Origin of the sequence: Prescottella soli (genome assembly GCF_040024445.1) — a bacterium.
In the GTDB taxonomy this organism is placed as follows: domain Bacteria; phylum Actinomycetota; class Actinomycetes; order Mycobacteriales; family Mycobacteriaceae; genus Prescottella; species Prescottella soli.
Genome location: NZ_CP157276.1, coordinates 858,670 through 885,445 on the forward strand (window position 1 = coordinate 858,670; position 26,776 = coordinate 885,445).

At 69.1% G+C, this 26,776-nt stretch carries 30 protein-coding genes; 13 read left to right on the forward strand and 17 right to left on the reverse strand.

The features are described 5' to 3' along the window. Positions 1-83: 83 nt before the first annotated feature. Genes ABI214_RS03995 through ABI214_RS04010 form a run of 4 tightly spaced genes read left to right on the forward strand, consistent with a single transcriptional unit; the run spans position 84 to position 3,297 of the window. Positions 84-812, forward strand: a complete 729-nt coding sequence (locus ABI214_RS03995) for an amino acid ABC transporter ATP-binding protein (RefSeq protein ID WP_348611256.1) — start codon at positions 84-86, stop codon at positions 810-812. Positions 813-832: 20 nt separating this feature from the next. Beyond that, positions 833-1,678 carry a glutamate ABC transporter substrate-binding protein gene (locus ABI214_RS04000; protein WP_348606354.1) on the forward strand — a complete coding sequence of 282 codons (846 nt, stop codon included), beginning with the start codon at positions 833-835 and terminating at the stop codon, positions 1,676-1,678. A gap of 15 nt (positions 1,679-1,693) precedes the next feature. Continuing rightward, the gene (locus tag ABI214_RS04005) at positions 1,694-2,377 is read left to right on the forward strand and encodes an amino acid ABC transporter permease (protein ID WP_348606355.1); all 684 of its coding nucleotides are present in this window, start codon (positions 1,694-1,696) and stop codon (positions 2,375-2,377) included. Further along, positions 2,374-3,297: an amino acid ABC transporter permease gene (locus tag ABI214_RS04010; protein ID WP_348606357.1), complete on the forward strand. Its 924-nt coding sequence runs from the start codon at positions 2,374-2,376 to the stop codon at positions 3,295-3,297. The genes ABI214_RS04005 and ABI214_RS04010 overlap by 4 nt, the downstream gene beginning before the upstream one ends. Positions 3,298-3,332: 35 nt before the next feature. Here ABI214_RS04010 and recX read toward each other — a convergent pair whose 3' ends face one another. The 5 genes from recX to ABI214_RS04035 form a co-directional block, all read right to left on the reverse strand. Next, positions 3,333-3,995: a recombination regulator RecX gene (gene recX / locus ABI214_RS04015; RefSeq protein ID WP_348606359.1), complete on the reverse strand. Its 663-nt coding sequence runs from the start codon at positions 3,993-3,995 to the stop codon at positions 3,333-3,335. A 61-nt stretch (positions 3,996-4,056) separates the two neighbouring features. After that, positions 4,057-5,097: a recombinase RecA gene (recA, locus tag ABI214_RS04020; RefSeq protein ID WP_225022933.1), complete on the reverse strand. Its 1,041-nt coding sequence runs from the start codon at positions 5,095-5,097 to the stop codon at positions 4,057-4,059. Between the two features lie 185 nt (positions 5,098-5,282). After that, a complete protein-coding gene (locus ABI214_RS04025; protein WP_348606361.1) occupies positions 5,283-5,477 on the reverse strand; it encodes a DUF3046 domain-containing protein in 195 nt (64 codons plus the stop codon). A 39-nt stretch (positions 5,478-5,516) separates the two neighbouring features. Next, the gene (locus ABI214_RS04030) at positions 5,517-6,665 is read right to left on the reverse strand and encodes a glycosyltransferase (RefSeq protein ID WP_348606363.1); all 1,149 of its coding nucleotides are present in this window, start codon (positions 6,663-6,665) and stop codon (positions 5,517-5,519) included. Positions 6,666-6,722: 57 nt separating this feature from the next. Further along, complete coding sequence (locus ABI214_RS04035; RefSeq protein WP_348606365.1) at positions 6,723-7,706, reverse strand: LLM class F420-dependent oxidoreductase; 984 nt, start codon at positions 7,704-7,706, stop codon at positions 6,723-6,725. Between the two features lie 169 nt (positions 7,707-7,875). Between ABI214_RS04035 and ABI214_RS04040 the strand changes: the two genes are divergently transcribed. Then, on the forward strand, positions 7,876-8,343 hold the full coding sequence (locus tag ABI214_RS04040) for an SRPBCC family protein (protein WP_348606367.1): 468 nt from the start codon (positions 7,876-7,878) through the stop codon (positions 8,341-8,343). A gap of 26 nt (positions 8,344-8,369) precedes the next feature. On the opposite strand, the gene ABI214_RS04045 is transcribed toward ABI214_RS04040, so the two are convergent. Together ABI214_RS04045 and ABI214_RS04050 are read right to left on the reverse strand one after the other, a co-directional pair. Next, positions 8,370-9,878, reverse strand: coding sequence for a glycerol-3-phosphate dehydrogenase/oxidase (locus ABI214_RS04045; protein ID WP_348606369.1), 1,509 nt, complete (start codon positions 9,876-9,878; stop codon positions 8,370-8,372). Between the two features lie 26 nt (positions 9,879-9,904). Continuing rightward, entirely contained in the window at positions 9,905-10,492 is a 588-nt protein-coding gene (locus ABI214_RS04050) for a TetR/AcrR family transcriptional regulator (RefSeq protein ID WP_348606371.1), read from the reverse strand. 20 nt (positions 10,493-10,512) lie between these two features. Here ABI214_RS04050 and ABI214_RS04055 point away from each other — a divergent pair, with 20 nt between their 5' ends. Continuing rightward, positions 10,513-12,141 carry an FAD-binding oxidoreductase gene (locus ABI214_RS04055; protein ID WP_348606373.1) on the forward strand — a complete coding sequence of 543 codons (1,629 nt, stop codon included), beginning with the start codon at positions 10,513-10,515 and terminating at the stop codon, positions 12,139-12,141. After that, entirely contained in the window at positions 12,138-13,028 is an 891-nt protein-coding gene (locus ABI214_RS04060; RefSeq protein WP_348606375.1) for a diacylglycerol kinase, read from the forward strand. The genes ABI214_RS04055 and ABI214_RS04060 overlap by 4 nt, the downstream gene beginning before the upstream one ends. Before the next feature lie 14 nt (positions 13,029-13,042). Here the strand turns inward: ABI214_RS04060 and ABI214_RS04065 are convergent, their stop codons facing one another. Beyond that, on the reverse strand, positions 13,043-13,756 hold the full coding sequence (locus tag ABI214_RS04065) for a PIG-L deacetylase family protein (RefSeq protein ID WP_348606377.1): 714 nt from the start codon (positions 13,754-13,756) through the stop codon (positions 13,043-13,045). Between the two features lie 4 nt (positions 13,757-13,760). Continuing rightward, positions 13,761-14,981: an MFS transporter gene (locus ABI214_RS04070; RefSeq protein WP_348606379.1), complete on the reverse strand. Its 1,221-nt coding sequence runs from the start codon at positions 14,979-14,981 to the stop codon at positions 13,761-13,763. Positions 14,982-15,071: 90 nt separating this feature from the next. Between ABI214_RS04070 and ABI214_RS04075 the strand changes: the two genes are divergently transcribed. After that, the gene (locus ABI214_RS04075; RefSeq protein WP_348606381.1) at positions 15,072-15,953 is read left to right on the forward strand and encodes a LysR family transcriptional regulator; all 882 of its coding nucleotides are present in this window, start codon (positions 15,072-15,074) and stop codon (positions 15,951-15,953) included. On the opposite strand, the gene ABI214_RS04080 is transcribed toward ABI214_RS04075, so the two are convergent. Next, entirely contained in the window at positions 15,954-16,130 is a 177-nt protein-coding gene (locus tag ABI214_RS04080) for a hypothetical protein (RefSeq protein ID WP_348606383.1), read from the reverse strand. It lies immediately after the preceding gene. 231 nt (positions 16,131-16,361) lie between these two features. Between ABI214_RS04080 and ABI214_RS04085 the strand changes: the two genes are divergently transcribed. Genes ABI214_RS04085 through ABI214_RS04095 form a run of 3 tightly spaced genes read left to right on the forward strand, consistent with a single transcriptional unit; the run spans position 16,362 to position 18,270 of the window. Beyond that, a complete protein-coding gene (locus ABI214_RS04085; RefSeq protein ID WP_348606385.1) occupies positions 16,362-16,973 on the forward strand; it encodes a biotin transporter BioY in 612 nt (203 codons plus the stop codon). Positions 16,974-16,987: 14 nt separating this feature from the next. Further along, positions 16,988-17,668, forward strand: a complete 681-nt coding sequence (locus ABI214_RS04090) for an energy-coupling factor ABC transporter ATP-binding protein (protein ID WP_348606387.1) — start codon at positions 16,988-16,990, stop codon at positions 17,666-17,668. Beyond that, positions 17,665-18,270, forward strand: a complete 606-nt coding sequence (locus ABI214_RS04095; RefSeq protein WP_348606390.1) for an energy-coupling factor transporter transmembrane component T family protein — start codon at positions 17,665-17,667, stop codon at positions 18,268-18,270. Before ABI214_RS04090 ends, ABI214_RS04095 begins: the two co-directional genes overlap by 4 nt. A gap of 3 nt (positions 18,271-18,273) precedes the next feature. Here the strand turns inward: ABI214_RS04095 and pspM are convergent, their stop codons facing one another. The 5 genes from pspM to pgsA all read right to left on the reverse strand — a co-directional run bounded on the left by pspM (position 18,274) and on the right by pgsA (position 21,750). Further along, positions 18,274-19,044: a phage shock envelope stress response protein PspM gene (gene pspM, locus ABI214_RS04100; RefSeq protein WP_408586789.1), complete on the reverse strand. Its 771-nt coding sequence runs from the start codon at positions 19,042-19,044 to the stop codon at positions 18,274-18,276. A gap of 129 nt (positions 19,045-19,173) precedes the next feature. Beyond that, complete coding sequence (locus tag ABI214_RS04105; RefSeq protein ID WP_348606394.1) at positions 19,174-19,998, reverse strand: PspA/IM30 family protein; 825 nt, start codon at positions 19,996-19,998, stop codon at positions 19,174-19,176. Between the two features lie 183 nt (positions 19,999-20,181). Further along, positions 20,182-20,556 (reverse strand): helix-turn-helix domain-containing protein, encoded by a 375-nt coding sequence (locus ABI214_RS04110; RefSeq protein WP_348606396.1) that lies wholly within the window; start codon positions 20,554-20,556, stop codon positions 20,182-20,184. Positions 20,557-20,629: 73 nt separating this feature from the next. Continuing rightward, positions 20,630-21,118 carry a CinA family protein gene (locus ABI214_RS04115; RefSeq protein WP_348606398.1) on the reverse strand — a complete coding sequence of 163 codons (489 nt, stop codon included), beginning with the start codon at positions 21,116-21,118 and terminating at the stop codon, positions 20,630-20,632. Then, the gene (gene pgsA / locus ABI214_RS04120) at positions 21,115-21,750 is read right to left on the reverse strand and encodes a CDP-diacylglycerol--glycerol-3-phosphate 3-phosphatidyltransferase (protein ID WP_348606400.1); all 636 of its coding nucleotides are present in this window, start codon (positions 21,748-21,750) and stop codon (positions 21,115-21,117) included. Before pgsA ends, ABI214_RS04115 begins: the two co-directional genes overlap by 4 nt. 168 nt (positions 21,751-21,918) lie before the next feature. Here pgsA and ABI214_RS04125 point away from each other — a divergent pair, with 168 nt between their 5' ends. Both ABI214_RS04125 and ABI214_RS04130 read left to right on the forward strand, forming a co-directional pair. Further along, a complete protein-coding gene (locus ABI214_RS04125) occupies positions 21,919-22,407 on the forward strand; it encodes an amino-acid N-acetyltransferase (RefSeq protein WP_348606402.1) in 489 nt (162 codons plus the stop codon). A 29-nt stretch (positions 22,408-22,436) separates the two neighbouring features. Beyond that, positions 22,437-22,721, forward strand: a complete 285-nt coding sequence (locus ABI214_RS04130) for a YciI family protein (RefSeq protein ID WP_348606404.1) — start codon at positions 22,437-22,439, stop codon at positions 22,719-22,721. A gap of 55 nt (positions 22,722-22,776) precedes the next feature. On the opposite strand, the gene ABI214_RS04135 is transcribed toward ABI214_RS04130, so the two are convergent. Continuing rightward, the gene (locus ABI214_RS04135) at positions 22,777-23,793 is read right to left on the reverse strand and encodes a TerC family protein (protein WP_348606406.1); all 1,017 of its coding nucleotides are present in this window, start codon (positions 23,791-23,793) and stop codon (positions 22,777-22,779) included. 218 nt (positions 23,794-24,011) lie between these two features. Continuing rightward, positions 24,012-26,771 (reverse strand): DNA translocase FtsK, encoded by a 2,760-nt coding sequence (locus ABI214_RS04140; RefSeq protein WP_348606408.1) that lies wholly within the window; start codon positions 26,769-26,771, stop codon positions 24,012-24,014. Positions 26,772-26,776: the final 5 nt, after the last annotated feature.

Here is a 26,776-nt window from a genome sequence, read left to right on the forward strand (position 1 = left end):
CGGCAGGTACGGAATAAGTCCAGCTAGGGTTACCCGTTATGACGCAGCCTGAGACCACCGGAGCGGCTACCGGAACCGAGTCGATGATCTCCATGAAGGGGGTCAACAAGCACTACGGTGACCTGCACGTTCTCAAGAACATCGACCTGGAGATCCCAGCCGGCCAAGTGGTCGTGATGCTCGGACCGTCCGGGTCGGGCAAGTCGACCCTCTGCCGGACCATCAATCGCCTCGAACCGATCGATCAGGGCACCGTGACGATCGACGGTGTGCCGGTCCCGGCCGAGGGCCGCGCCCTCGCCCGCCTGCGTTCCGACGTCGGGATGGTGTTCCAGAGCTTCAATCTGTTCGCCCACAAGACGGTGCTCGAGAACGTCATGCTTGCGCCGGTCAAGGTCCGCAGGATCGACAAGGCGCAGGCGAAGGAGCGCGCGCTCGCGCTGCTCGACCGCGTCGGCATCCGGACCCAGGCCGACAAGTACCCCGCCCAGCTGTCCGGTGGCCAGCAGCAGCGCGTCGCGATCGCCCGGTCGCTCGCGATGGACCCCAAGGTCATGCTCTTCGACGAGCCGACGTCCGCCCTCGACCCCGAGATGGTCAACGAGGTCCTCGACGTCATGGTGAACCTCGCGAAGGAGGGCATGACGATGATCGTGGTGACCCACGAGATGGGGTTCGCGCGCAAGGCCGCCGATCGGATCATCTTCATGGCGGACGGCTCGATCCTCGAGGACACCGATCCGGACACGTTCTTCACCGCGCCGAAGTCCGACCGCGCCAAGGACTTCCTCGGCAAGATCCTCGGACACTGAGCGGGGACGGAAGAGCCACCATGAGACGCATACGAATCAGATCGCCCCGCATCCTGGGTGTCGTCGCGGCGTTGACGGCCGTCGTGCTCACGGCGTCCGCATGCGGCAGCAGCGAGCCGCGCGACGTCCTGGCCGACGCCGCCGACGGACACCTCACGATCGGTACCAAGTACGACCAGCCCGGGCTGGCGCTGCGCGAGCCGGACAAGACGATGACCGGCTTCGACGTCGAGGTCGCCAAGTACATCGCGAACTACCTGGGTGTCCCCGAGAGCGGGATCACGTGGCGGGAGGCGCCGTCAGCGCAGCGCGAGAACCTGATCAAGAACGGCGAGGTCGACTTCGTGGTCGGCACGTACTCGATCACCGACAACCGCAAGAAGGTCGTCGACTTCGCGGGCCCGTACTACGTCGCGGGCCAGTCGCTGCTGGTGCGCGCCGACGACGACTCGATCACCGGGGCGGACTCCCTCGAAGGCGGCAAGAAGCTGTGCTCGGTGTCGGGCTCGACCCCCGCGCAGAAGATCAAGAAGTCGTATCCGGGCGTCCAGCTGCAACAGTTCGACAGCTACTCGTCGTGCGTCGAGGCGCTGCACCGCGGCAAGGTCGACGCTCTCACCACCGACGACATCATCCTGGCGGGCTATGCGGCCCAGTACCCGGGCGAGTTCAAACTCGCCGGTCAGCCGTTCACCACCGAGCTGTACGGCGTCGGTCTACCGAAGGGCGACACGGAAGCGCGCATGAAGATCAACGACGCGATCGAGGACATGATCGCGACCGGCGCCTGGGAACGGGCGTTGCAGGCGACCATGGGCGAGTCGGGTTACGCGTTGCCGGCGCCCCCGACGGTCGACCGGTACTGACGCGGAGGAGGTGACATGGGACTTATCGATACCTACGGTGACCAGCTCGTCAGTGCGTTCTGGACGACCGTGCAGCTCACGTTCTGGTCGGCGCTCGGCGCGCTGATCTGGGGCACGATCCTCGCCGGCATGCGGGTCTCCCCCGTGCCGATCCTGCGGATCTTCGCGACCTGGTACGTCAACATCTTCCGCAATACACCGCTGACGCTGATCATCGTGTTCTGCTCGGTGGGGCTCTACCAGAACCTGGGTGTGCACTTCGCCCCCGAGGATTCTCCGACGTTCATCGACCAGAACAACTTCCGGCTCGCGGTGCTCGGATTCATCGTCTACACCTCAGCTTTCGTGTGTGAATCGCTGCGATCCGGCATCAACACCGTCCCGATGGGGCAGGCCGAAGCGGCCCGCTCGCTGGGTCTGACGTTCACCCAGAGCATCCGGATGATCGTGCTCCCCCAAGCGTTCCGGTCGGTCATCGCACCGCTGGGCAGTGTGCTGATCGCGCTGACGAAGAACACGACAATCGCGTCGGCGATCGGCGTGGCCGAAGCGTCACTCCTCATGAAGACGATGATCGAGAACGAGGCGGACAAGCTGTTCCTCGTCTTCGGAATCTTCGCCATCGGTTTCATGATCCTGACGCTGCCGGTCGGCTTCCTGTTCGGTTATCTCGGCAAGCGTTTGGCGGTGAAGCGATGACCCAGCAGGCGAGTGTTCTCTTCGACGCCCCCGGCCCTCGGGCCAGGATCCGCAACCGACTGATCGCGATCGTCTTCGGCATCGTCCTGATCGCCGTAGCGGCGTATGTGATCAACGTGCTGGCCGACAACGGACAGCTCGAGGCCGACAAGTGGTCGCCGTTCCTGAACCACTTCACGTGGACGACGTACCTGCTGCCCGGCCTGAAGGGCACGCTGTTGGCGGCGTCGCTGTCGATCGTGTTCGCGCTGATCCTCGGCGCCGTCCTCGGCATCGGGCGGCTCTCGGACCACCGCTGGGTCCGCTGGATCAGCGGAGCGTTCGTCGAGTTCTTCCGCGCGATCCCGGTGCTGATCCTGATGATCTTCGCCTACCAGGCGTTCGCGCAGTACGGCATCTTCCCGTCGAGCCAGTTGGCGCTCGCCGCTGTCGTGGTGGGCCTGACGCTGTACAACGGCTCGGTGATCGCCGAGATCCTCCGGGCAGGCATCCTGTCCCTGCCGAAGGGCCAGACGGAGGCGGCATCCGCGCTCGGCATGCGCAAGAGCCAGATGATGCGGCTGATCCTGCTCCCGCAGGCGATCACAACGATGTTGCCGGCGCTGGTGTCGCAGATGGTTGTCGCGCTGAAGGATTCGGCGCTCGGCTACCAGATCGGCTACGTCGAGCTGATCCGCAGTGGGCAGCAGGCGGCGTCGTACTACCGCAACTTCTTCGCCGCGCTGGTCGTGGTCGGCGTGATCATGGTGGTCATCAACTTCGCGCTGACGTCGTTCGCGACGTGGCTCGAGAAGCGCCTGCGCACCGGCAGCAAGAAGCGTGGTCGGCCGGCCGTGATCCCGATCGACACCACCGAGCTCGACGGTGTCCCCGGCATCGACGATTTCAGTGACACGATGCAGCCGCAGCCACCCCGCTGACCGACACCAGTGAGCCGACGGGCTCGCGGTGGACCTCAGTCCTCCGCGAGCCCGTCGGTTTCTGCACCCAGGTTCGTCAGTTCGGTCTTCACAACGCTGAACGCGACCGACGACGGGTAGCCGCGGCGCGCGAGCATGCCGACGAGTCGCCGCATCAGCCGGTCCCGGTCGTCACGGTCCGCGATGTCCGCGGCGGTCGTCCGTGCGAGCTTCTTGCGGACCAGTTCCGCCGCCCGCTCGTGCTCGTCGTCGGCACTGATCTGCGACAGCGCCTCGGTGGAGGTCTGCTGGTCGATTCCCTTGCGGCGCAACTCGGTTGCGAGCGCGCGCCGACCACGCCCGGAGTAGGTGTGCCGAGAGTGGACCCACTGCTCGGCGAAGGCCGCGTCGTCGACGAGCCCCACCTCGGCGAGCCGGTCGAGGACCGTGTCGATCACCGCCCGCGGGTAGCCCTTCTGCACGAGCTTCTGGTCGAGTTCCGCACGGCTGCGGGCGCGGTCGGTCAACAGCCGCAGGCACACGTCCTTCGCCCGGGCCGCGAGCGTCTCCGGACTGCCCTTCAACTCGAACGGCTCGCCGTTCTCGCCGACGGGCCGTCCGCGCCCCCGGTTCGAGGTGCGTCGCCGGCCGGTGGCGACGTCGTCGCTGCCGTACCGGTCGTAGTGACTGTTGTCGTCGTGACTGAAGTCGTCGCTCATGGCTGAGGATTCGCCTCCGGCCCGGCCCCTACTGACCGGGCCGGAGGCGATCGTCGTGGGCCTAGAAGTCGGCCGACTCGTCGGACTCGTCCGCGGTCAGAACCGCGCCGATGCCGAGCTTCTCCTTGATCTTCTTCTCGATCTCGTCGCGGATGTCGGTGTTCTCGAGCAGGAACTTGCGGGCGTTCTCCTTGCCCTGACCCAGCTGGTCGCCCTCGTACGTGTACCAGGAGCCCGACTTGCGGATGAAGCCGTGCTCGACACCCATGTCGATCAGCGAGCCCTCCTTGCTGATGCCCTGGCCGTAGAGGATGTCGAACTCGGCCTGCTTGAACGGCGGCGACACCTTGTTCTTGACGACCTTGACGCGGGTGCGGTTACCGACCGCGTCGGTGCCGTCCTTGAGGGTCTCGATACGACGGACGTCGAGGCGGACCGAGGAGTAGAACTTGAGCGCCTTACCGCCGGTCGTGGTCTCGGGCGAGCCGAACATCACGCCGATCTTCTCGCGCAGCTGGTTGATGAAGATCGCGGTGGTGCCCGAGTTGTTGAGGGCACCGGTCATCTTGCGCAGCGCCTGGCTCATCAGGCGGGCCTGCAGACCGACGTGGCTGTCGCCCATCTCGCCCTCGATCTCGGCGCGCGGCACGAGCGCGGCGACCGAGTCGATCACGATGATGTCGAGCGCGCCGGAACGGATCAGCATGTCCGCGATCTCGAGGGCCTGCTCACCGGTGTCCGGCTGGGAGACCAGCAGCGCGTCGGTGTCCACGCCCAGCTTGCGGGCGTACTCCGGATCGAGTGCGTGCTCGGCGTCGATGAAGGCCGCAACGCCGCCCGCAGCCTGAGCGTTCGCCACGGCGTGGAGGGCGACCGTCGTCTTACCCGAGGATTCCGGGCCGTAGATCTCGACGACGCGACCGCGCGGCAGACCGCCGATGCCCAGCGCCACGTCGAGCGCGATCGATCCCGTGGGGATCACGGCGATGGGCTGACGAGCCTCCTCGCCCAGGCGCATCACCGAACCCTTGCCGAAGCTCTTGTCGATCTGAGCCAGCGCCAGTTCGAGCGCCTTGTCGCGGTCGTGTGCCTGTGGTGCCATCGTGGTCCTCTTTTCGAAGTCTCGTCCAGCGATCTGTGGTTCAGGTTAGAGCCCGGTACCGACAACTTCGCCGACCCGAACGACCCGACACTGCCGCACCCAGCGGTAACTCATGGACAGCAACGGATAACCCCAGCATAGGCGAACATGTGTTCGAGTCAATCACCGAACGGCGGCCGCCGCCGCTATCTCCGCCGCGGCGGGACGTCGAATTCGTCGCACAGCGCTCGCCAGACGATCCGGGGGTCGACGCCGTCCTCGATCGCGTCGGCGGCGGTCTTGGCGCCCAGGCTGAGAATCACGTGGTCGACGAGGAGGGAGTCGCCGCGGACCTGTCCGAACTCTTCCCGGACGAGATCATGGAATTCGGTCAGTCGCACACCTGCCACGGTAGCGGAGGCCGACCTCGGCCCGGATGCTCATCCCAGTGCTGCGCGGCACACCTCGACCGGATCCTCGACGTCGGCGACGCCGTCCGCGGCCTCCCGTGCGGCCGCGGCGAACGACGGGTCGTCGAGGACGCGCCGCACCCCGTCGCGGAGGGCGTCGACGGTCAGCGGGCGGATCAGGGCGCCGCTGCCCTGGCGGGCGACCCGGTTCGCCACCTCCCACTGGTCCCCGCCCCCGGGCACCGTCACCAGGGGCACCCCGGCGAGAAGGCCCTTCGCAAGGACACCGTGTCCGCCGCCGCACACCAGGGCGGACGCGTTCCGCAGCATCTCGTCCTGCCGGCCGTATCCGGCGCGCACCCAGTCGGGCAGCTCGACGTCGGGCGTCTCGAACAACGTCACGAGCATCCGCACGCCCATACCGTCGAGCGCCCGGATCGCGGTGTCGAGCATGCCGCCGGCACCCATGGCGGCGGTGGACGGCGCCAGGACGATCAGCGGGCCGTCACCCGGCGGCGGTTCGAGCACGTTGTCGGCGGGCTCCCACACGAGCGGACCGACCACGTGCGCATCCGACGGCCAGTCCGGCCGCGGCACCTCGAGGGCAGGCAGCGTCGCGATCAACCGCGCAGCCGGTCCGGGGTCCTCGGCCGGAAGCCCCACACTCTTCCGCGCCTCACCACGCTGCACCTGCCCCTTCCGGATGGACCGCGCGGTCATGGCACGCAGAACCGCATCACGCATCCGGCCACGCAGCCCGGACCCGGGCGCCAGACCGGATCCGATGGGCGGCAGCCCTTTCGACGGCAAGTACAGCGGGTGCGGAGACAGCTCGACCCACGGCACGCCGATCCGCTCGGCCGCCATGGCACCACCGACGGTGATGACGTCGGACACCACCAGATCCGGTGCGACGGCTCGCATGTCGGGCAGCAGCGCCGACGAGACGTGCGCGGCGCGGCCGTGGATCTTGGCACCGGAGTCGTCGTCGTCGTCGGTGTCCCGCGGCGCGAGGCCACCGAGTTTGAGCGCCTCGATCCCGATGTCGCGTGCGACGTCGAGCCAGCGCCCGTCGGAGAAGAACACCGGATCGTCGCCCGCGGCAACGAGTTTCCGACAGAGCGCGAGGGCGGGGACGGCATGACCGGCCTCGGGTCCGGCGACGACAGCGACACGCATCCGCCCAGCGTGCCATACGGGGTGAGCCGCGACACAGACCGGCGCCGAGCCGCTACCTCAGCTGCGCACGAGCGGGCCGAGGGTGTGTCCGGCCAGTTCGACGATTCCCGGCTGATGTCCGTTGGCGACGAGGTTGATGATGATGCCGTCGATGCCCTGGTCGAGGACCCGGGTCTTGATCTGCTCGGCGACTTCGTCGGGGCTGCCGACGAAGTGACGGTCCGTCGCGGCGGCTCGCTCGTCCTCCGAGAGCACCGACAGGTCGATACCGCGCGACAGCAGGAAGTCTCGCTGCATCGCGCGCGCCTTGTCACCGTCCTCGTCGATCATGACGAACGCGAGGAAGCTGGTCTCGAGAGTCGAGCGATCCCGGCCGACTTCCTCGCAGCGCTGCGCGAGGGCCTCGAGCTTGCGCGGCAGTTCCCTGGCGTCCGCGATGACGTTGAGGTGGTCGGCGTAGCGGGCCGCCAGTCCGAACGTCTTCTTCTCGCCGCCACCACCCAGCAGGATCGGCAGGTCGTCGCGATAGCGCGGCTCGTTGATCGCGTTCTCGACGTGGTACCACTTGCCGGCGAACGTGGGTCGCTTCCCGTGCAGCATCGGGGCGATGATCTGCAGGGCCTCGTCGAGACGCTCGAAGCGCTCGGTGAAGGTGCCGAACTCGAACCCCAGTTGCTGGTGCTCGAGTTCGAACCAGCCCGCACCGATGCCCAGCACCGCGCGGCCGCCGCTGACGACGTCGAGCGTGGAGACGGTCTTGGCGAGCAGCGCCGGGTTGCGGTACGTGTTGCCCGTGACGAGGGCCGACAGCTGGATCGACTCGGTGGCCGTGGCGATTCCGGCGAGTGACGTGTACGACTCGAGCATCGGCTCATCCGGCTCGCCGATACCCGGCAGCTGATAGAAGTGATCCATCACGAAAACGGCGTCGAATCCGGCCGCCTCAGCCTCACGAGCTTGGGTGATGACAGTGGGAAACAGGTCGCGGACGGGAGTCGAATAGCTGAAATTCGGAATCTGGTATCCCAGGCGAATACTCATGCCCTCGACGCTACGCCGGTGCCGGAGATCGGCACGTCGGAATCCGCGGCACCCAGTGGCGTTGTCGCGATTGCCCGACAGCGCCGAACGCTACTCTGTCGCGCAACGACCTTCGCCCTGCGCCGGCACCGTTCGAATCCGCGCCGGGCCACATCATCAGGGGGCAGTCATGGGCTACGCATCGTTCACCAACCGGCGGCGACTGGAAGGCGACCCGGACGTCATCTGGCACGCATTCACCCACCCGGTCGAGACTGCGTTGTACGAGGAGCACAAGACGGAGACCGTGCTCGCGCCCGACTTCGCGATGGCCGCCGGGCACAGCTGGGAGAGCAAGCACGGCGAGGAATGCGACTTCGACGTCGTCCGGTGGACCATCGCCCGGCACGTGCCGAACGAAGTGTTCGAGTTCTCGGGCAAGCAGCGGGGCATCCGGCAGACCGTGGTACTCACCATGGAACCCACGGACGGCGGTCACATCGTGACCGAGACCATCCGCTTCCGCCCGGCACTCGGAGGCAAGCCGGGTGCGCAGCTGCTGTCCTGGCTGCTCCTGGCCACCGGCCTGCTGGGTAAGGTCGGCGACGACCACGGCGAGAACCTCGATCTGCTCGAGGAGCACATCGCAGCCGAGTAGCTCAACTCACGGCCGCGCGCGAACGATCAGCGCCCGCTCAGGGCCCGCTCCGCAGCCGGGAGTGCCCGCTCCCGGTCGCCGGGGACGAGACCGATCCGGGTGCGCCGGTCGAGGAGATCGTCGACGTCGAGTGCGCCCTCGTGGCTGACTGCGAACGCCAGCTCGGCGTGGGTGACGTCGATGCCGTCGGCGATCGGCGTCAGCTCGCCGGCCGCGGCCACCGCTCCGGCCTCGCCGCCGTACCGCGCGACCAGCGACGGCGGCAGGTTCAGCGGCGCCGTCCGCGACGCCCCGACCGCGGGCAGATCGGTCGTCACGCACGAGCGGGCGGTGAGCCCGCCGGCCGCCACCGCCGCGTCGACCGCGTCCTGCGCCATCTTCCGGTAGGTCGTGAGCTTGCCGCCCACGACGCTGACGACACCGTTGGACGAGCGCAGCACCGCGTGGTTGCGCGACAGGTCGGCGGTCTTCCCCTCGCCCGAGTCCAGCAGCGGCCGCAGCCCCGCGAACGTCCCGAGCACGTCGGAGCGCGTGAGCGGCGTCGCGAGCGCGGTGTTGACGGTCTCGAGCAGGAAGTCGATCTCACCGTCCGACGCCGCCGGGACGTCGGGCACGGAGTCGACGGCCTCGTCGGTCAGTCCCAGGTAGACCCGGCCCAGCTGCGCGGGCAACGCGAACACGAAGCGGTTGGTCTCCCCCGGGATCGGCACCGTCAGCGCCGCCGTCGGGTTGCCCAGCAGTTCCGCGGGCAGCACCAGGTGGGTGCCACGGCTGGGCTTGAGCCGGATGTCGGGGTCGACCTGATCGGCCCAGACGCCGGCGGCGTTGACGACCGCGCGGGCGCGGATCGTCATCTCCTCGCCGGTCAGTTCGTCGCGCAACCGTGCCGAGTCACCGGTCACGTCGTAGGCGCCGACGCGGGTCAGAACGGTCGCACCGTGCGCGGCGGCCGTGCGGGCCAGGGCCACGACCAACCGCGCGTCGTCGACGAGCTGACCGTCGTACGCGAGCAGTCCGCCGCGCAGTCCCTCCCGGCGAACCGCGGGCGCGAGCTGGGCGGCCTTCTCGGCCCCGACGCGCCGCGACCGCGGCAGCACCGACGACGGCGTCCGGGCCGTGAGGCGCAGCGCGTCACCCGCCAGGAAACCGGTCCGGACCAGCGTCTTCTCGAACATTCCGACCGACGGGAGCAGCGGCACCAGCTGCGGCAGGGCGCGCACCAGGTGCGGGGCCGTCCGGGTCATGAGGATGCCGCGCTCGACGGCGCTCTCCCTCGCGATCCCGACATTGCCCGACGCCAGGTAGCGCAGCCCGCCGTGAGCGAGCTTGGAGCTCCAGCGACTGGTCCCGAACGCGAGGTCGTGCTTGTCGACGAGAACCGTCCGCAGGCCGCGCGACGCCGCGTCGAGGGCCGTCCCGACACCGGTGACGCCGCCACCGATCACGAGCACGTCGATGGCGCGGTCGTCGCCGAGGGCCGAGAGATCCTGACGGCGGCGGTCCGCGTTGAGCGCCGACTGCGGATTGTCCTGCACTGTTCCTCCTGGAATTGGGTTGGTGGTCAGCGGGGCGCGAGATAGGAGTCGACGGCGATCTCCAGCTCGGCGGTGAGCTCGGTCGCCGGGAGCAGCTCCGCGACCATGGCCGCCGACTGCACGGCCGACTGGGCGATCAGCAGCACCATCGCCGCGATGTGCACGGGTTCACCGGCCCGGATCGATCCGTCGCTCTGCCCGGCCGCGACCGCCCGCGCCACGGCCTCCACGATCGCCCGCTGGCTCGCGCCGAGGCGGTCGACGACGTAGGTCATCAGCAGGTCGGGGTCCGATCGCAGGATCTTCACGAACAGCGGGTGCTCGCGCATCCCGGTCGCGACGTCGACCACCGCCCGCACCACCTGGATTCGTGCCGGCTCGTCGCCGTCCATGTCGGGGATCGCGATGCGGATCTCGCGGGTCAGCAGGTCGGCGACCACGGCCCGGGTGTCGGGCCAGCGCCGGTAGACGGTGGGCCGGCTCACGCCCGCGCGGCGCGCGACCTCGGCGAGCGTCGTGCGCCGCAGCCCGAAGTCGAGCACGCACGAGCGCGTCGCGTCCAGGATCTGGTCGTCGACGGTCAGCGAATCGGAAAGCTCGTTACGGATAGACATCTTGTGTAACACTGTAACGCATGTCCCAAGCATTCGTGCCCGAGTTCCCCGCCACCGAAGCTCCCACCATGGAGTGGGACGCCTGGGGCGTCGCCGAGTCCCGCCGCCACCTGTCGCCGCAGATCAAGACCCTCCTTCAGCAGGCGCTCGGGGTGTCGGCCGAACAGTCCCCGCCGCCCACCGAAGCCGATGTGATCGTCCGCGCGACCACCCTCGGGTCCCCGCTCATCCACGCCCTCGAGGACCTCCTCGGTGCCGACAACGTGCGCACCGACACCGCGACGCGGCTGCGACACGCGGGCGGCAAGAGCACCCCGGATCTGTTGCGCCGCAAGTCCACCGGCGAGCAGGACGCACCCGACGCGGTACTGCTGCCCGGCTCGCACGACGAGGTGCTGGCGCTGCTCCGGTTCTGCGCGGCCGAGGGCATCGCGGTGGTGCCGTTCGGTGGCGGCACCAGCGTCGTCGGCGGTGTCGACCCCGCGCGCGGCCGCTTCGGCTCCGCCGTCGCCCTCGACCTGCGCCGACTGGACGCCCTCGTCGACCTCGATCCGGTCTCCGGTGTCGCGACGCTCCAGGCCGGCGTGACGGGTCCCCAGGCCGAGCAACTCCTCGGCGAGCACGGGTTCTCACTCGGGCACTTCCCGCAGAGCTTCCAGTTCGCGACCATCGGCGGCTTCGCCGCCACGAGGTCGTCGGGCCAGGCGTCCGCCGGCTACGGCCGCTTCGACGACATGGTGGAGTGGCTGCGCGTCGCGACCCCGTCAGGCACGCTCGACCTCGGTCGCGGCCCCGCGTCCGCCGCCGGACCGGACCTGCGTGAGCTGTTCGTCGGCTCCGAGGGCACCCTCGGCATCATCACCGAGGTGGGCCTGCGGGTGCATGCGGTCCCCGAGCACACCGCCTACCAGGCGTGGTCGTTCCCCGACTTCGAGACCGGCGCCGCCGCACTGCGAGCCGTCGTGCAGTCCGGCTCCGCCCCCACCGTGATGCGACTGTCCGACGAGGCCGAGACCGGCATCAACCTGGCCCTCTCCGGAGACGTCGGCGGGGACAGCCCGACGTCCGGGTGCCTGGCGATCACGACGTTCGAGGGCACCGACGCCCATGTCCGCGCGCGCTACGCGGAGGCCACGGCGCTGCTCGCGGCAGCGGGCGGCACCGCGCTGGGCGAGGGTCCGGCGCAGTCGTGGGAGCACGGCCGCTTCGACGCACCCTACCTGCGCGACGCGCTGCTGAACGCCGGCGCCATCGCCGAGACGCTCGAAACCGCCACGCGCTGGTCCAATCTCGCGAACCTACGGACCGCCGTGACCACCGCGCTCACCGAATCGCTTGGCGCCCAGGGCACCCCGGCGCTCGTGATGTGCCACATCTCGCACACCTATCAGACGGGCGCGTCGCTGTATTTCACGGTCGTGTGCGCACAGGCCGCGGATCCGCTGTCGCAGTGGGCGGCCGCCAAGCGCGCCGCGGGTGACGCGATCGTCGCCGCCGGCGGCACCATCACCCACCACCACGCCGTCGGCCGCGACCACCGCCCGTGGATGGAGAACGAGGTGGGCACGCTCGGGGCGCAGGTCCTGCGGGCGGTCAAGGACGCAATCGACCCCGCCGGAATCCTCAACCCTGGCAAGCTGATCCCATGACGAGGTCAGTCACAGTTCTGACGAACCCCACGGCCGGCAGCGGCCACGCCCCCTGGGTTGCCGCTGCCGCCGTGACGCGGTTGCGGGAACGCGGCGTCACCGTCACCGAGATCGAGGGCCGTACCGCCGACGAGGCCCTGGAGCTCGCGCGCAAGGCCGTCGCGGACGGCACCGACGCGCTCGTCGCGGTGGGCGGTGACGGGCTCGTCAGCATCGCGTGGCAGGCGTTGGCGCAGACCGGGACTCCGCTCGGCATCATTCCCGGCGGCACCGGCAACGACCACGCTCGACTGTTCCACATCCCGGTCGACAACGCGGTCACTGCCGCCGACATCATCGCCGACGGCGAGGTCGCCACGATCGACCTGGCGAAGGTCGGGGACCGGTGGTTCGGGACCGTGCTGTCGAGCGGGTTCGACGCGCTCGTCACCGATCGCGCGAACCGGATGCGCTGGCCCAAGGGCCCGATGCGCTACAACTTCGCGATGTTGGTCGAGCTGGCGCAGCTCAAGCCGATCCCCTACCGGATCGTCCTCGACGACCGCACCGTCGAGCTCGACGCGACGATGGTGTCGGTGGGCAACGGCACCTCCTACGGGGGCGGCATGCTCATCACGCCGAACGCGGTGCTCGACGACGGGCTGCTCGACGTCACGGTCGTGAAGTCGGGGGGCCGGCTCAAGCTGGTCCGCCTTTTCCCCACCGTCTACAAGGGCACCCACGTGGAGCTCGACGAGGTCGAGACGTACCGCACCCGCAAGCTGCGACTGGAGACCGGCACCCCGGTGACGTCGTACGCCGACGGCGAGTTCGTCGGGCAGCTGCCGATCGACATCGAGGCGGTGCCGGGGGCGGGCCGCGTCATCGTCGGTGCGCCGCTGCGGTAGCGACCGGGTCGCGGTCAGCCGCCGTAGACGTACAGCTCGAAGCCGACCGCGCGCTCGGCGTCGAATCCAGGCTTGGGCCCGGTGGACATCTCGATCTGCCGGGCCGCCTGGTCCAGGACGGGCTCGTCGCTGAGCGCCTCGAGATAGGCGCGGTGCTCGCACAGCGACTCCACCGCGCGCTCGACCGTCGCGGTGACGTCGACGGCGTGGGTGATCCCGAGCATCGCGTTGACCGCGGCCCACCGCACACCCGCCCACGGCGGCTCGGTGAGCTCGGGGAAGATCCACTCGTTCGCGGCGTCGGCGACGGCATCGAGGGCCGCGAGCCCGACGGCTCGGTGATCGGCGCTGTTGAGGAAGCCGGGCACCCACGTCTCACGGTGGTTCGCCGTGACGACCATCTCGGGCCGATGCTGACGGATCACCCGCGCGAGGTCCATGCGCAGCTGCGGGCCGTACTCGATCCGGCCGTCGGGGTAGCCGAGGAACTCGACCGTGGTCACTCCCACGACCGCGGCCGACCGCCGCTCCTCGTCCTCGCGCAGCGCGCCGCACTGCCGGGGATGCAGCCCCGCGATCCCCGCCTCACCGCTCGTGACCAGGACGTACCGGATGTCCTTGCCCTGGTCGGTCCACCGCGCCACCGCGGCGGCGGCACCGTACTCGATGTCGTCGGGGTGGGCGACGATCACCAACCCGCGCTGCCAGTCCTCGGGAATCGGCTCCATGCGCTCAGCATGCCCCCGCTGCCGCGGCCGCACGCGCGGAAACGCGGATATCGAGCCACCACACGACCAGCACCCCGAGCGAGAGGGCCGCGCCCGCCCAGCAGACGCCGGCCCAGCCGTGCGTGGCCCACACGAGCGAGCCGAGCGCCGATCCGGCGGCGCCGCCGACGAAGTATCCGGTCATGTAGACGGCGGTGACCCGCGACCGCGCCTGCGGGGCGAGCGCGTAGATGACGCCCTGGTTGCTCACGTGCACACACTTGAGCGCGACGTCGGAGACCAGGACCGCCAGGACGAACGCGATCAGGCTGCTCGCGCCGAGCCCGAACAGCACCCAGGACGCCAGCAACACGAGCGCCCCGACGCCCGCGGTGGCGCGGGCCAGACCCCGGTCGGCGAGGCGTCCGGCGACATTCGCCATGACGGCGCCGGCGACACCCGCCAGTCCGACCAGACCGATCGCGACGTCGTCGAGGTCGAACGGTTCGGCCGCGAGCACGAAGGCCATGGCCGCGAACACGGTGCTGGCGGCGGCGAAGCTGAGGGCGCTCATCGCCGTGGCGGTGCGCAGGCGCGGCTGTTCGCGCAGCAGCGTCCCCATCGAGGCGAGGATCGCGCCGTAGCCGAGGCCGTGCCGATCGCGTGAACTCGGGAGGGCCCGCCACAGGACGACGGCAACCAGGAGCATCGCGATCGCGTTGAGGCGGTACACGGTCTGCCACCCGCCGAACGGGGTGAGCAGGCCGGCGACGCTGCGCGCCAGCAGGATCCCGACCATGAGACCGCTCATCACCGTCCCGACGGCCGTCGCCGCCCGACCGGGCTCGGCGAGCGCGGCCGCGAACGGGACCAGCACCTGCGCGGCCACCGAGAACAGACCGGCCATCGCGGTGCCGACCATGAGCCAGCCGATCGACGGTGCGACGCCGCACACGCCCTGCCCGACCGCCGCGAGCACCATCAACCCGACGCTGAGCACTCGCCGGTCGACGAGGTCACCGAGCGGGACGAGGAACAGCAGGCCGAGGCCGTAGAACACCTGCGACACCGTGACGGTCATCGCGGCCGTCGACTGGTCCACGCCCAGTGCGGTGGCGATCGAGTCCAGCAGGGGCTGGTTGAAGTAGTTGCCGCCTACGCACAGGCCGGTGGCGACGGCCATGACGAGCAGCAGCCCGGGCGACAGGGCCGGGCGAGTGGGGATTCGGGTTTCGGTGACGCTCACCCCGAGAATTCTTTACCCCGACGAATCATCTGTCTAACATCTGAATCAGATCGAACCGATCGTGATCGACGATGAACGGCTGGGTACCCGATGGAACTGCGTCAACTGCGCTACGCGCTCGCCGTGGCCAAGGAGCGGCACTTCACCCGCGCGGCCGCCCGACTGCACGTCGCCCAGTCGGCGCTCAGCCACCAGGTGCGGCAGCTCGAACACGAGCTCGGCACTCCCCTGTTCACCCGCACCAACCGTCGCGTCGAACTCACCGGCGCCGGCGAGTCGTTCGTCCTCCGTGCCCGGGAGGTCCTCGCCGCCACCGACCGGCTGCGCGGAGAGGTGTCGGCGACCGGGCGCCCCGTCACCGGCACCCTCCGGATCGGCACGATCACGACCCTCACCCAGATCGACCTCGCCGCACTGATCCGGGTGTTCCTCGACTCTCACCCCGGTGTGGAAGTGCACGTCACGTCGTCGATGAGTGAGGCGATCGTCGAGCAGGTCGAGAACGGGGATCTCGACCTCGGATTCATCGGCCTGTGGCACACCCGCCCGCGGGCCGACCTGACGGCCCGCGTGCTGGGCACCGAGCAACTCGTCGCTGTCGTCGGACGCGACCACCCGTGGGCCGGCCGCGCCGCGGTGACACTGCGCGACCTCGCGGAGGTGCCCACCGTCGACTTCCCCGAGGGAACCGGTGCCCGACGTCAGAGTGACGACGCCTTCGCGATGGCCGGCCTCCCCCGAACGGTCGTCGCCCAGGCCGGGTCGGCCACACTCGTCGCCGCGCTCGCCGCCGCGGGCGTCGGCGTCGGCTTCCTACCGGAATCCGACGCCGTCACCCGGCCCGAACTGCACTTGCTCCGCATCGCGGACGCACCCATCCGCACGGTGCACATGATCAGCAAGCCGACCCTGGTGACGCCGCCAGGGCGGGCATTCACCGACCTCGTCGACCGGCACCTGAGCGACAGCTAGCTACAGCCGGGGCTTGTCAGCGGTGTCGGAGCTGCCCGACATGGCCTTGAACAGCATGTAGATACCGAAGACGATCGCGCTCACCGCCAGGATCCAGAACAGCCCCTTCACCACGGCCCCGATCAGCGCGAACGCGATCCAGATCAGCGCCACGATGCCGACAATCTTCCAGAACACGATGTGCCTCCTGCTTGGTCCTCACCGTCGATCCTACGACCGCGGCAACTCGATCGTGGCATGCGGAGACTCGGAAATCACCAGCTCAGCGGCAAGATCAGGGAAAGATGGGGGTTCACCCTGACGCCCCCGAACCGGCCTGGCATGCGTCTTCGCGGGCCGGTTGACATAAGCTCGGCAGGTTGGACCGATCCGTCCCGTTCGCGAATACACGAGGAGCAGTCGATAGTCGTGCAGCTGACATCCCCCACGGGCACTCCCCGCAACACCGCTCGTGATCTTGCACAGATCGCCGTCTTCGCAGCCCTCATCGTCGCATTGGGGCTTCCCGGCACGATCAACATCGGCGGCTCCGCCGTCCCGATCACGCTCCAGACCCTCGGCGTCATGCTCGCCGGCGCCCTCCTCGGGCCGCGCAAGGGCACCCTCGCGGTGCTGACGGTCATCGTCCTCGGCCTGGCCCTGCCGGTCCTGGCCGGCGGACGCACCTCGCTGGTGTCCCTCTCCAGCCCGACCGCCGGATTCCTCATCGGCTGGTTGCCGACCGCCGCGATCATCGGCTGGCTCAGCTACCGAATGCTGCCCAAGTACAACGTGTTCGCGGGTGTCGCGATCAACCTGCTCGGCGGCGTCGTGGTGCTGTACGCGTTCGGCATCGTCGGCATGCTGCTCAAGACCGACATGACGGTGTCCGCCGCGTTCGCGGCCAACCTCACCTTCCTGCCCGGCGACGTCATCAAGGCAGTCGTCGCCGCCGGCGTCGCGGCCCAGGTGCACCGCGCGTACCCGGCCCTCGCGGCCTCCCGCGTTCCGACCGTCCCGGTCCGGGCCGACGCCGCGTAGTCACACCCCGCACGATGAGCGAGATCCGGTTCGAGGCCGTCCACCATTCGTACGGTGAGCGCACGGTGCTGGACGGCATCGATCTCACGCTCACCGAGGCCCGCGTCGGGATCATCGGCGCCAACGGCAGTGGCAAGTCGACCCTGGCGCGGATGATCAACGGTCTCGTCGCCCCGTCGTCCGGGACCGTGACCGTGGACGGGGTCGACACCGCCCGCAAGGGCCGACAGGTGCGGCGGAAGGTCGGGTTCGTCTTCACCGACCCGGATCACCAGATCGTCATGCCGACGGTGTCGGAGGACATCGCCTTCTCGCTGCGCCGCAGTTCGCTGAGCAAGAACGAACGCGCCGACCGGGTCGCGCAGGTGCTCTCCGACTTCGGGTTGGGCGGGCACGCGGACCACCCCACGCACCTGCTCTCGGGCGGCCAGAAGCAGCTGCTGGCGCTCGCCGCGGTCATGGTCACCGAGCCCGACGTCATCGTCGCCGACGAGCCCACCACGCTCCTGGATCTGCGCAACGCGCGGTTGATGCGCTCGACGCTGGCGGGCCTGCGTCAGCAACTCGTCGTCGTGACGCACCACCTGGATCTGCTCGACGACTTCGACCGCGTGATCGTGATCGACGGCGGTCGGGTCGCCGCCGACGGCGCCCCCGCGGACGCGATAGCGCACTATCGCGAGCTGATCGGATGACGACGCTCGGTCTCTACACCCCCGGCACGTCACTGCTTCACCGGATGTCTCCGGGACCGAAACTGATCGCGATGGTGGTGGCGATCCTCGCGGTCACGATCCTGGTGCATCACCCGTGGCAGCTCGTTCCCGCCGTCCTCGTGGTGGCCGCGTGCTACGCCGTCGCCCGCATCCCCGCACGGGTCGCGCTGTCCCAGCTGCGGCCGCTGCTGTGGGCGCTGCTGCTCATCGCGGTGTTCCAGGTCGTCTTCACGGGTTGGGCACGGGCGTTGGTGGTGTGCGGCACGATCCTGCTCGCCGTCGCACTCGCGGCCCTGGTCACGCTCACCACGCGGGTGACCGACATGCTCGACACCATCAGTCGCGCCCTGCGACCGCTGCGCCACGTGGGGGTGAACCCCGACCGCGCGGGTCTCGTGCTCGCGATGACGCTGCGCTGCATCCCGCTCCTCACCGGCATCGTGCAGCAGGTGTCCGACGCGCGTAAGGCCCGCGGCCTCGGGTTCTCGCTGCGGGCGCTGGCGGTCCCGGTGGTGGTGTCGGCGCTGATGACCGCCGAGGCGATGGGCGACGCGCTCGCCGCCCGCGGAGTCGACGACTGACCGTCAGGAGCGGAAGCGGCGGTCGATCTCGTCGACCTCGCCGAGCGCCTCGGCCCAGCCCTCGAGCCGATCGGACGCCGACAGCAGGTCCTGACGCTGCTGTCCGAGCAGCGTGTACGACGACGACTGCGCCGGTGCCGTCATCTTCGCCGCCGCCGTGACGAGCCCCTCGTACTGTGCGACGCCGACGTCGATCTGCTGGACGGCCGCACGGATCGACTGCTCCAGGTGGGTGGCCGCCGCGGCCGTTCCCCGACCCGCGCTCTTCATCGCGACGACGTCGCCCGCGACCGTCCGCAGCGCCGCGGATGCGGCCTGGGCGGTTTCCCCGGTGCGATCGAGTTCCTCGACGTCGACGACCGCCGACCGGGTCAGGACACCGATCAGCTGCTGCAGGCTGTTCTCGGCGCTCGCCAGGCGCTCCATCGGCGCGCGTGCCGCGGAACCGATCGGGGGCAGCGGTCGCCGCGACGCTGCCGCGGGAGGCAGCGGGGTGGCCGTCAGCTGGCGGTACGTGCTGACCGCGACCACGGCCGGGATCGCGAACAGGGCCGCGGCGCCGCCGGTGGCAACCATCGTCCAGTCGGGGGCCGACGCCGCCGCGAGTGATGCCGCGCCCACGACGCTCGCCCCGGACGCGATACCGAAGCGCGTGGCGCGCTTGCGGGCGCGTCGACGCTTGCGCAGCATCCGTTCACGCGGGTCGGACCAGCGCCGCATCGTGTCGGCGACGCTCCCGCCGACCTCTCGCAGCACGCTCTGCGCGCTGTCCATCGCTGCGGCCGCGCTCGAGGCGAAGCCGGAGCCGTCACCGAAGACAGAGGCGGCCGGCCGGGACTGCTTCCCGGACCGGCCGCCTCTCGTGTTGCCCATCGAACTGTCTTCGTGTCGCCGTGAGGTTCGCTACTGCGCGGCGGTCTCGCCGTTGGATGACGTCGCCGGCGGCTCCACCGCCGGGGCAGGCGTGGCCGGGGCGGCAGCGCTGTTGCCGGACGGCAGGGCGTCGCCCTTCATGGAGGCGCGGATCTGCTCGAGGCGGCTGTGGCCCGCCATCTGCACGCTAGCCTGCTGGACCTCCATCATGCGGCCCTGAACGGAATTCTGGGCGAGCTCCGCAGCGCCGAGCGCGTTGGCGTAGCGCGCCTCGATCTTCTCGCGCACCGCGTCGAGGCTGGGGGTGTTGCCGGGCGCCGCGAGGGTCTGATCCATCGAGCGCAGCGAGTCGGAGACGCGCTCCTGCATCTTCGCCTGCTCGAGCTGGCTCAGCAGCTTGGTGCGCTCGGCCACCTTCGACTGCAGCGTCATGGCGTTCTGCTCGACGGCCTTCTTGGCCTGCGCCGCGGCCTGCAGCGCCTGATCGTGCAGCACCTTCAGGTCCTCGACCGACTGCTCGGCCGTCACCAGCTGCGCGGCGAACGCCTCGGCAGCGTTGGTGTACTGGATCGCCTTCTCGTTGTCGCCGGCGGAGGCGGCCTGGTCGGCGAGCGTGACAGCCTGACGCGCGTTGGCGTTGAGCTTCTCGACCTCGTCGAGCTGGCGGCTGAGCTTCATCTCGAGCTGACGCTGGTTGCCGATGACCGACGCAGCCTGCTGGGACAGGGCCTGGTGCTGACGCTGAGCGTCCTCGATCGCCTGCTGAATCTGAACCTTGGGGTCGGCCTTCTCATCAATTTTGGAATTGAAGAGCGCCATCAGGTACTTCCATCCCTTGACGAAAGGATTAGCCATGGGTTGATCCTGCCTCCATCTGCTGCGCCGCGCGATGCGCGACCCGATGCGCGACCGTCACGCACCGAAATCGGGTCCTGCCCTAACCTGCTCGCCCGATCACGAAGTCACCGTTCGGCATGTTCGGTGCACCCGAGATCGTTTCTTTCGAATCTATCGGTTTCCGTGGACCGCCGACACTGCTTACGCCGCAGCCAGCGCCCGCGCGGTGGGTGCCGGGATGACGACCCGGGTGTCCTGCGCGATGCGTCCGCTCACCGGCTGGGCGCCGGCACCGACGTTCTCACGTTCTGCAGCGCCTCGCGACCCGACGGCCGGCGCGGCGCCGACGGCCAGTGTCTCACTCACGTCGACCAGCACGTCGGACAGCGGGACCTCGAGCGCGTCGCAGATCGCAGCCAGCAACTCGCTGGACGCTTCCTTGCGTCCACGTTCGATCTCGGACAGGTAGCCGAGACTCACCCGTGCGCTGTTCGACACCTCTCGCAGGGTTCGGCTCTGCGAAACGCGGGTGCGCCGAAGACTGTCACCGATTGCCTCACGCAATAGCAGCGCCATCTCGCTCCTCCTTCATCCGAAACCCCACTCGTGATTACAAACGCACGAGTGCATGTTCTTGGTTCCCGAAACCCTATCGCGCCAGACGTTCGAGCAAACTCGACACCGCCGCGTGAACGCAACCGAGTCGAATTTCCCATCGATCGCCGCGCAATTCCAGCGCCGTGACCTCGGTTCCGTCCGGCCCGGATACACCCACGAACACCGTCCCGGGGGAATGTCCGTCCTGCGAATCCGGTCCGGCCACGCCGGTGAGCCCCACACCCCAGTCTGCGACACACCGACGCGCTGCGCCCTCCGCCAGCTGCGCCGCAGTCCGACGCGCGACCGGCCCGTCCGTGGCCAGAACGTCGGCGTCGACGTCGGCGAGGGTGCCCTTGAGATCGGTGGCGTAGACGATCAGCCCACCACGCAGCACAGCGCTCGCGCCGGGCACACCGGCCAGCGTCGCCGCGAGCAGACCCGCGGTGAGGGACTCGGCGGTCGCGACGGTCTCGCCGCGACGGATCAGCGCTTCGATGACGGCACGGGCGGGCACCGCAGCCGTCAACGGGTCGGTCATGCGCCCGCGCGCCTCACCCCGGCCCGGAGCCGGACCGCCTGGACCACGTAGTCGAGGCCGGTCACGACGGTCAGAGCAACCGCGAGGCCCATCAGCGTCGCGCTGAACGGCGCGAAACCGTCCGGGAGCGGGATCAGGTACAGCCCGATCGCCAGCGTCTGGACGAGCGTCTTGAGCTTGCCCCCGCGGCCCGCGGGAATCACCCCGTGCCGGAGCACCGCGAACCGCATCAGCGTGATGCCCAGTTCGCGTGCCGCGATGATGCCGGTCACCCACCACGACAGGTCCCCGAGCATCGACAACCCGACCAGGGCGGCACCGATGAGTGCCTTGTCGGCGATCGGGTCGGCCATCTTCCCGAAGTCGGTGACGAGTCCGTGTTTGCGGGCCAGCTGGCCGTCGATGCGATCGGTGATCGCCGCCAGGGCGAAGATCGACGCGGCGGCGATCCGCCAACCCGTGGAATGACCACCGTCGGCGAACAGCGCGACCAGGAACACCGGCACCAGCACGATGCGCAGCACCGTGAGAATGTTTGCGATGTTGACCAGCGGAACCGGAGTGTGTGGCGCGACGCCCTCGGCCGGGCGAGCGTCAGGAGCGGCGGTCACGTCGCGGCGCGGCGTGCTCATGACCGCACCGATCCGACGGTTCGCCCAGGCACACCCGAGACGAACGGGACGTGGTGTGGGGCGATGGATCGGGGCGGCACACTGCCCACAATATCGGTTGCGCCTATGACTACTGTGCACCACATGACATCTGGGACTCCGACAGCTGGAAGGAACGAGGCTGAAGGGATGAAGGTGCGCCGCGCGCGCACCTCGGACGTACCGGAGATCAAGCGGCTGATCGACATCTACGCCGGAAAGATCCTGCTCGAGAAGAACCTCGTCACGCTGTACGAGGCGGTGCAGGAGTTCTGGGTCGTCGAGGAGGCCGGCGTCGTGGTCGGCTGCGGGGCGATGCACGTCCTGTGGTCCGATCTGGGCGAGGTCCGCACGGTCGCGGTGGATCCGCAGGTGAAGGGCCGCGGCGCCGGGCATCTGGTCGTCGCGAAGCTCGTCGAGGTGGCTCGCGAACTCGAGCTCGAGCGGCTGTTCGTCCTGACCTTCGAGGTGAACTTCTTCGCCAAGCACGGCTTCGCCGAGATCGAGGGCACGCCCGTGACGGCGGAGGTGTACGCCGAGATGTGCCGCTCGTACGACACCGGCGTCGCCGAGTTCCTCGACCTCAGCTACGTCAAGCCGAATACGCTGGGTAATACCCGTATGCTGCTGACGCTCTGACGCCTTCCAGAACCCGGGATCGAGGAATCATGCCGCTCTTCGCCGTCCAATACACCTACGCTCCCGAGAAGTCCGCCCTGCGCGACGACCACCGGACCGACCACCGGGCCTGGCTCTCCGACCTGGTCCGCCGCGGCATCGTGCACTCGTCCGGCCCGTTCGCCGATGGGAGCGGCGCCCTCATGATGGTGGAGGCCGACACCGCCGGCGACGTGGAGGACCTGTTCGACCAGGATCCCTTCGCCACTCGCAACCTGGTCGAGAACCGCACCGTGCGCGAATGGATCCCCGTCTTCGGCGTCTTCGTCAAGTAACTCACGCACGGAACCCGCGGCACCGTCGGCGCCGCGGGTTCCGCTACGTTCCGGCCTACTTCTCCGCGAGCGCCTCGGCGTCCGAGCCGTCGTCGGCGCCCGTGCCGTTGCGGGTCTTGATCAGGCTGGCGACCGCGGTGACCACGAGGACGCCGATGATCACGCTCAGCGACATCACCGTCGAGATCTCCGGTACCGCGACGTGCTCGCCGCCGTTGATGAACGGCAGCGTGTTCTCGTGCAGCGCGTGCAGCACCAGCTTCACGCCGATGAACGCCAGGATGATCGACAGACCGTAGGACAGGTAGACCAGGCGTTCGAGCAGCCCGCCGATGAGGAAGAACAGCTGGCGCAGGCCCATGAGCGCGAATGCGTTCGCGGTGAACACCAGGTACGGCTCCTGTGTGAGGCCGTAGATCGCGGGGATCGAGTCGAGCGCGAACAGCACGTCGGTGAAACCGATGACGACCAGTGCCAGCAGCAGCGGCGTCACCATCCGCTTGCCGTCGACCTTGGTGACCAGCTTGTCGCCGTCGTACTCCTCGGTCGTCGGCAGGAAACGCTTGACTGTCCGGACCAGCTTGTTCTCGCGGTCCTGTTCGGCCTCCGGACCGTGCCCGGCGTCCTTGACCAGCTTTGCCGCCGTGTAGATCAGGAACGCACCGAACAGGTAGAACACCCAGCTGTAGGTGTTGATCGCCGCAGCGCCGACTGCGATGAACGCACCACGCATGACCAGCGCCAGCACGATGCCGATCAGCAGCACCTTCTGCTGGTACTCACGGGGCACCGAGAACGTCGACATGACGATCACGAAGACGAACAGGTTGTCGACCGACAGCGCCTTCTCGGTGACGAAGCCGGCGAAGTATTCGCCGCCGAAGGTGGTCCCCCACACCGCCATCACGAAGATGCCGAACACGATCGCGAGACCGATGTAGACCGCCGACCAGAAGGCCGACTCCCGGAATGACGGGGCGTGCGGGGTGCGCACGTGCGCAAAGAAGTCGAAGACGAAGAGTCCGAGGATCACCAGGCAGGTGAGAATCCAGACGAGCGGGGAGACGTGCATCGGCGATAGCCCTCCGGTAGGTACGTTTCACTACCGGAGGTCTCTCCCACCGATCCGACGGCGAGCGTGCCGTGACGGATCAGCCGACAGAACCGGAGCGGCAACGGTGCCGCTCGTGTTGACGAGTCTGTCGCAGGATCGGGGATACTCCCCTCCAAAAGCACTTTCCATTCAACCACACGCGTACCCGGAGGACCGAACCTGCGTGACTGATCGGGTCAGTCCGCAGTCTCGGCCGCGTTCGGATCGCCGCCGCGGATCGACCACAGCAGCCCGTCGAGCTCGTCGGGCTTGACCAGCACCTCACGCGCCTTCGAGCCCTCGCTGGGCCCGACGATCTCCCGTGTCTCCATCAGGTCCATCAGCCGACCCGCCTTCGCGAACCCGACTCGCAGCTTGCGTTGCAGCATCGACGTCGAACCGAACTGGCTCGAGACCACGAGTTCGACCGCCTGGAGGAACACGTCCATGTCGTCGCCGATGTCTGGGTCGACATCCTTCTTGTCCCCCGCCTTCGCCGCGGTAACACCTTCGGTGTACTCGGGCTCGGCCTGGTTCTTGGTGAAGTCGACGACGGCGGCGATCTCTTCGTCGGTGATGAAGGCACCCTGCATGCGGATCGGCTTGCCCGCACCCATCGGCAGGAACAGGCCGTCACCCATGCCGATGAGCTTCTCGGCGCCCGGCTGGTCGAGGATGACCCGGGAGTCGGTGAGCGACGACGTCGCGAACGCGAGCCGGGACGGCACGTTGGTCTTGATCAGACCCGTGACGACGTCGACCGACGGCCGCTGCGTCGCGAGCACGAGGTGGATGCCGGCGGCACGCGCCTTCTGCGTGATCCGGACGATCGCCTCCTCGACGTCCCGGGGCGCGGTCATCATCAGGTCGGCGAGCTCGTCGACGATCGCGAGGATGTACGGGTACGGCTTGTAGACCCGTTCGCTGCCGAGCGGCGCGGTGATGTCCCCGGACTTGACCTTGGCGTTGAAGTCGTCGATGTGACGGACGCGGCTGGCCTGCATGTCCTGGTAGCGCTGCTCCATCTCCTCGACCAGCCAGGCGAGCGCCGCGGCCGCCTTCTTGGGCTGCGTGATGATCGGCGTGATCAGGTGCGGGATGCCCTCGTACGGGGTGAGCTCGACCATCTTGGGGTCGATGAGGATCATCCGGACCTCGTCCGGGGTCGCGCGAGTGAGCAACGACACGAGCATCGAGTTCACGAAGCTGGACTTACCGGAGCCGGTGGAACCGGCGACCAGCAGGTGCGGCATCTTCGCCAGGTTGGCGCTGACGAAGTCGCCCTCGATGTCCTTGCCGAGACCGATCACCAGCGGATGGTGGTCCTTGCGCGTCGACGGCGCCCCGAGGACGTCCGACAGGCGGACCATCTCCCGGTCGGAGTTGGGCACCTCGATGCCGACGGCGGACTTGCCCGGGATCGGCGCCAGCAGTCGGACGTTGTCGGTCGCCACCGCGTACGCGATGTTGCGGGCGAGCGCGGTGATCTTCTCGACCTTGACGCCCGGACCGAGTTCCACCTCGTACCGGGTGACCGTCGGACCGCGGGTGTACCCGGTGACGGCGGCGTCGATCTTGAACTGTTCCAGGACCTCGCTGATCGCCTCGATCATGGCGTCGTTGGCCTTGCTGCCGGTCTTGGGCGGGTCACCCTCGACCAGCAACGACAGGGGCGGCAGCGCGTAGTCGCCCTCGATCACCCGGTCGGGGACGAAGGCGTCCTCTTCGGCCGGCGGTACCGGTTCCGGCGGGGGCGTCGGCGCAACGCGCGCACGCGGCTTGGGCCGGGCGGGCGGAGCAGGCGCCGGTTCAGGTGCCGGCTCGGGTTCGGGTTCCGGCGCGGCGGGAGCGTGGTCGGGATCGCCCGGATCCCACAGGCCGAGCACCTCGGTGGCCGTGTCGGCGTGGACCTCGTCGGTCGGATAGTTCTGCTCCGGAGTGCCGCGGCGGCTGCGCGGTGCGCGCCGTGTCGGCCGAGCCGGGACCGCGCCGTCGACCGGGTAGCCATCCGCGTCGAACAGGCTCGGGTCGTAGTCGTCGGGTCCGTGGTCGCCGTCGTGGTCGTCGTGGAAGTCGGGATCGTCGGCGTGGTCGTACTCGTAGTCGTCGTCGTACGAGGTCCCGAACCAGGACCGCAGCCGTCCGGGCACCTCACGCACCGTGGTTCCGGTCAGCAGCAGGACGCCGAAGAACATCGCCATGAGCAGCAGCGGAACCGACAGCCATTGCGTCACACCGTTGGTGAGCGGACCGGCGACGACGTAACCGACGACACCGGCGCCCTCCGGCCACCCGTTCGACGTGGCCGGTGAACCGGACGCGATGTGCCACAGTCCGACGGCAGGCAGTCCGACGAGCAACGAGCCCAGGATCAGGCGGGGCCGGATCTCGGGCTTGGGTTCGGTCCGCATCAGCACGACCGCGATCGCGACGCCGAGGATCGGCAGGACCGCTGCCACGGCCCCGACGACCGCACGCACCGCCGCCTCGATCCACTCCCCCACCGGGCCGCCGGCGGAGAACCACATGCCTCCCGCGATGACCACGCTGACCGCGATCAGCCCGAGGGCGATGCCGTCGCGTCGGTGGCCGTGTTCGATGTCGGCGGCCTTGCCCATCGTCCGGGTGGTGGCGCCCACGCCCTTGGCGACCATCGACCAGCCGGCGCCGATGCCCCTGCCGACCGACGCCAGCGTGCCGGCGCCGCGCGAGGACTTGGCGGCGGGGCGACGCCCACCAGCGCCGCCGCGGGCCGCCGGTTTGCGGGCCGCCGACGCACGGGACGCGGCAGGCTTGCGCTGACCTGCGGGCTTGCGCGCACTCGACGCCGATTTGGCGCGGCCGGAGGCCCGGTTTCCGGATGCGGCGGAGCCCCGCGCAGCAGTGGTCGAGCGCGCACGAGTCCCCGACGTGGATGCTGTCGAACTCGATCCGCGGGCGCTCGTCTTCCCTGCCATACAGG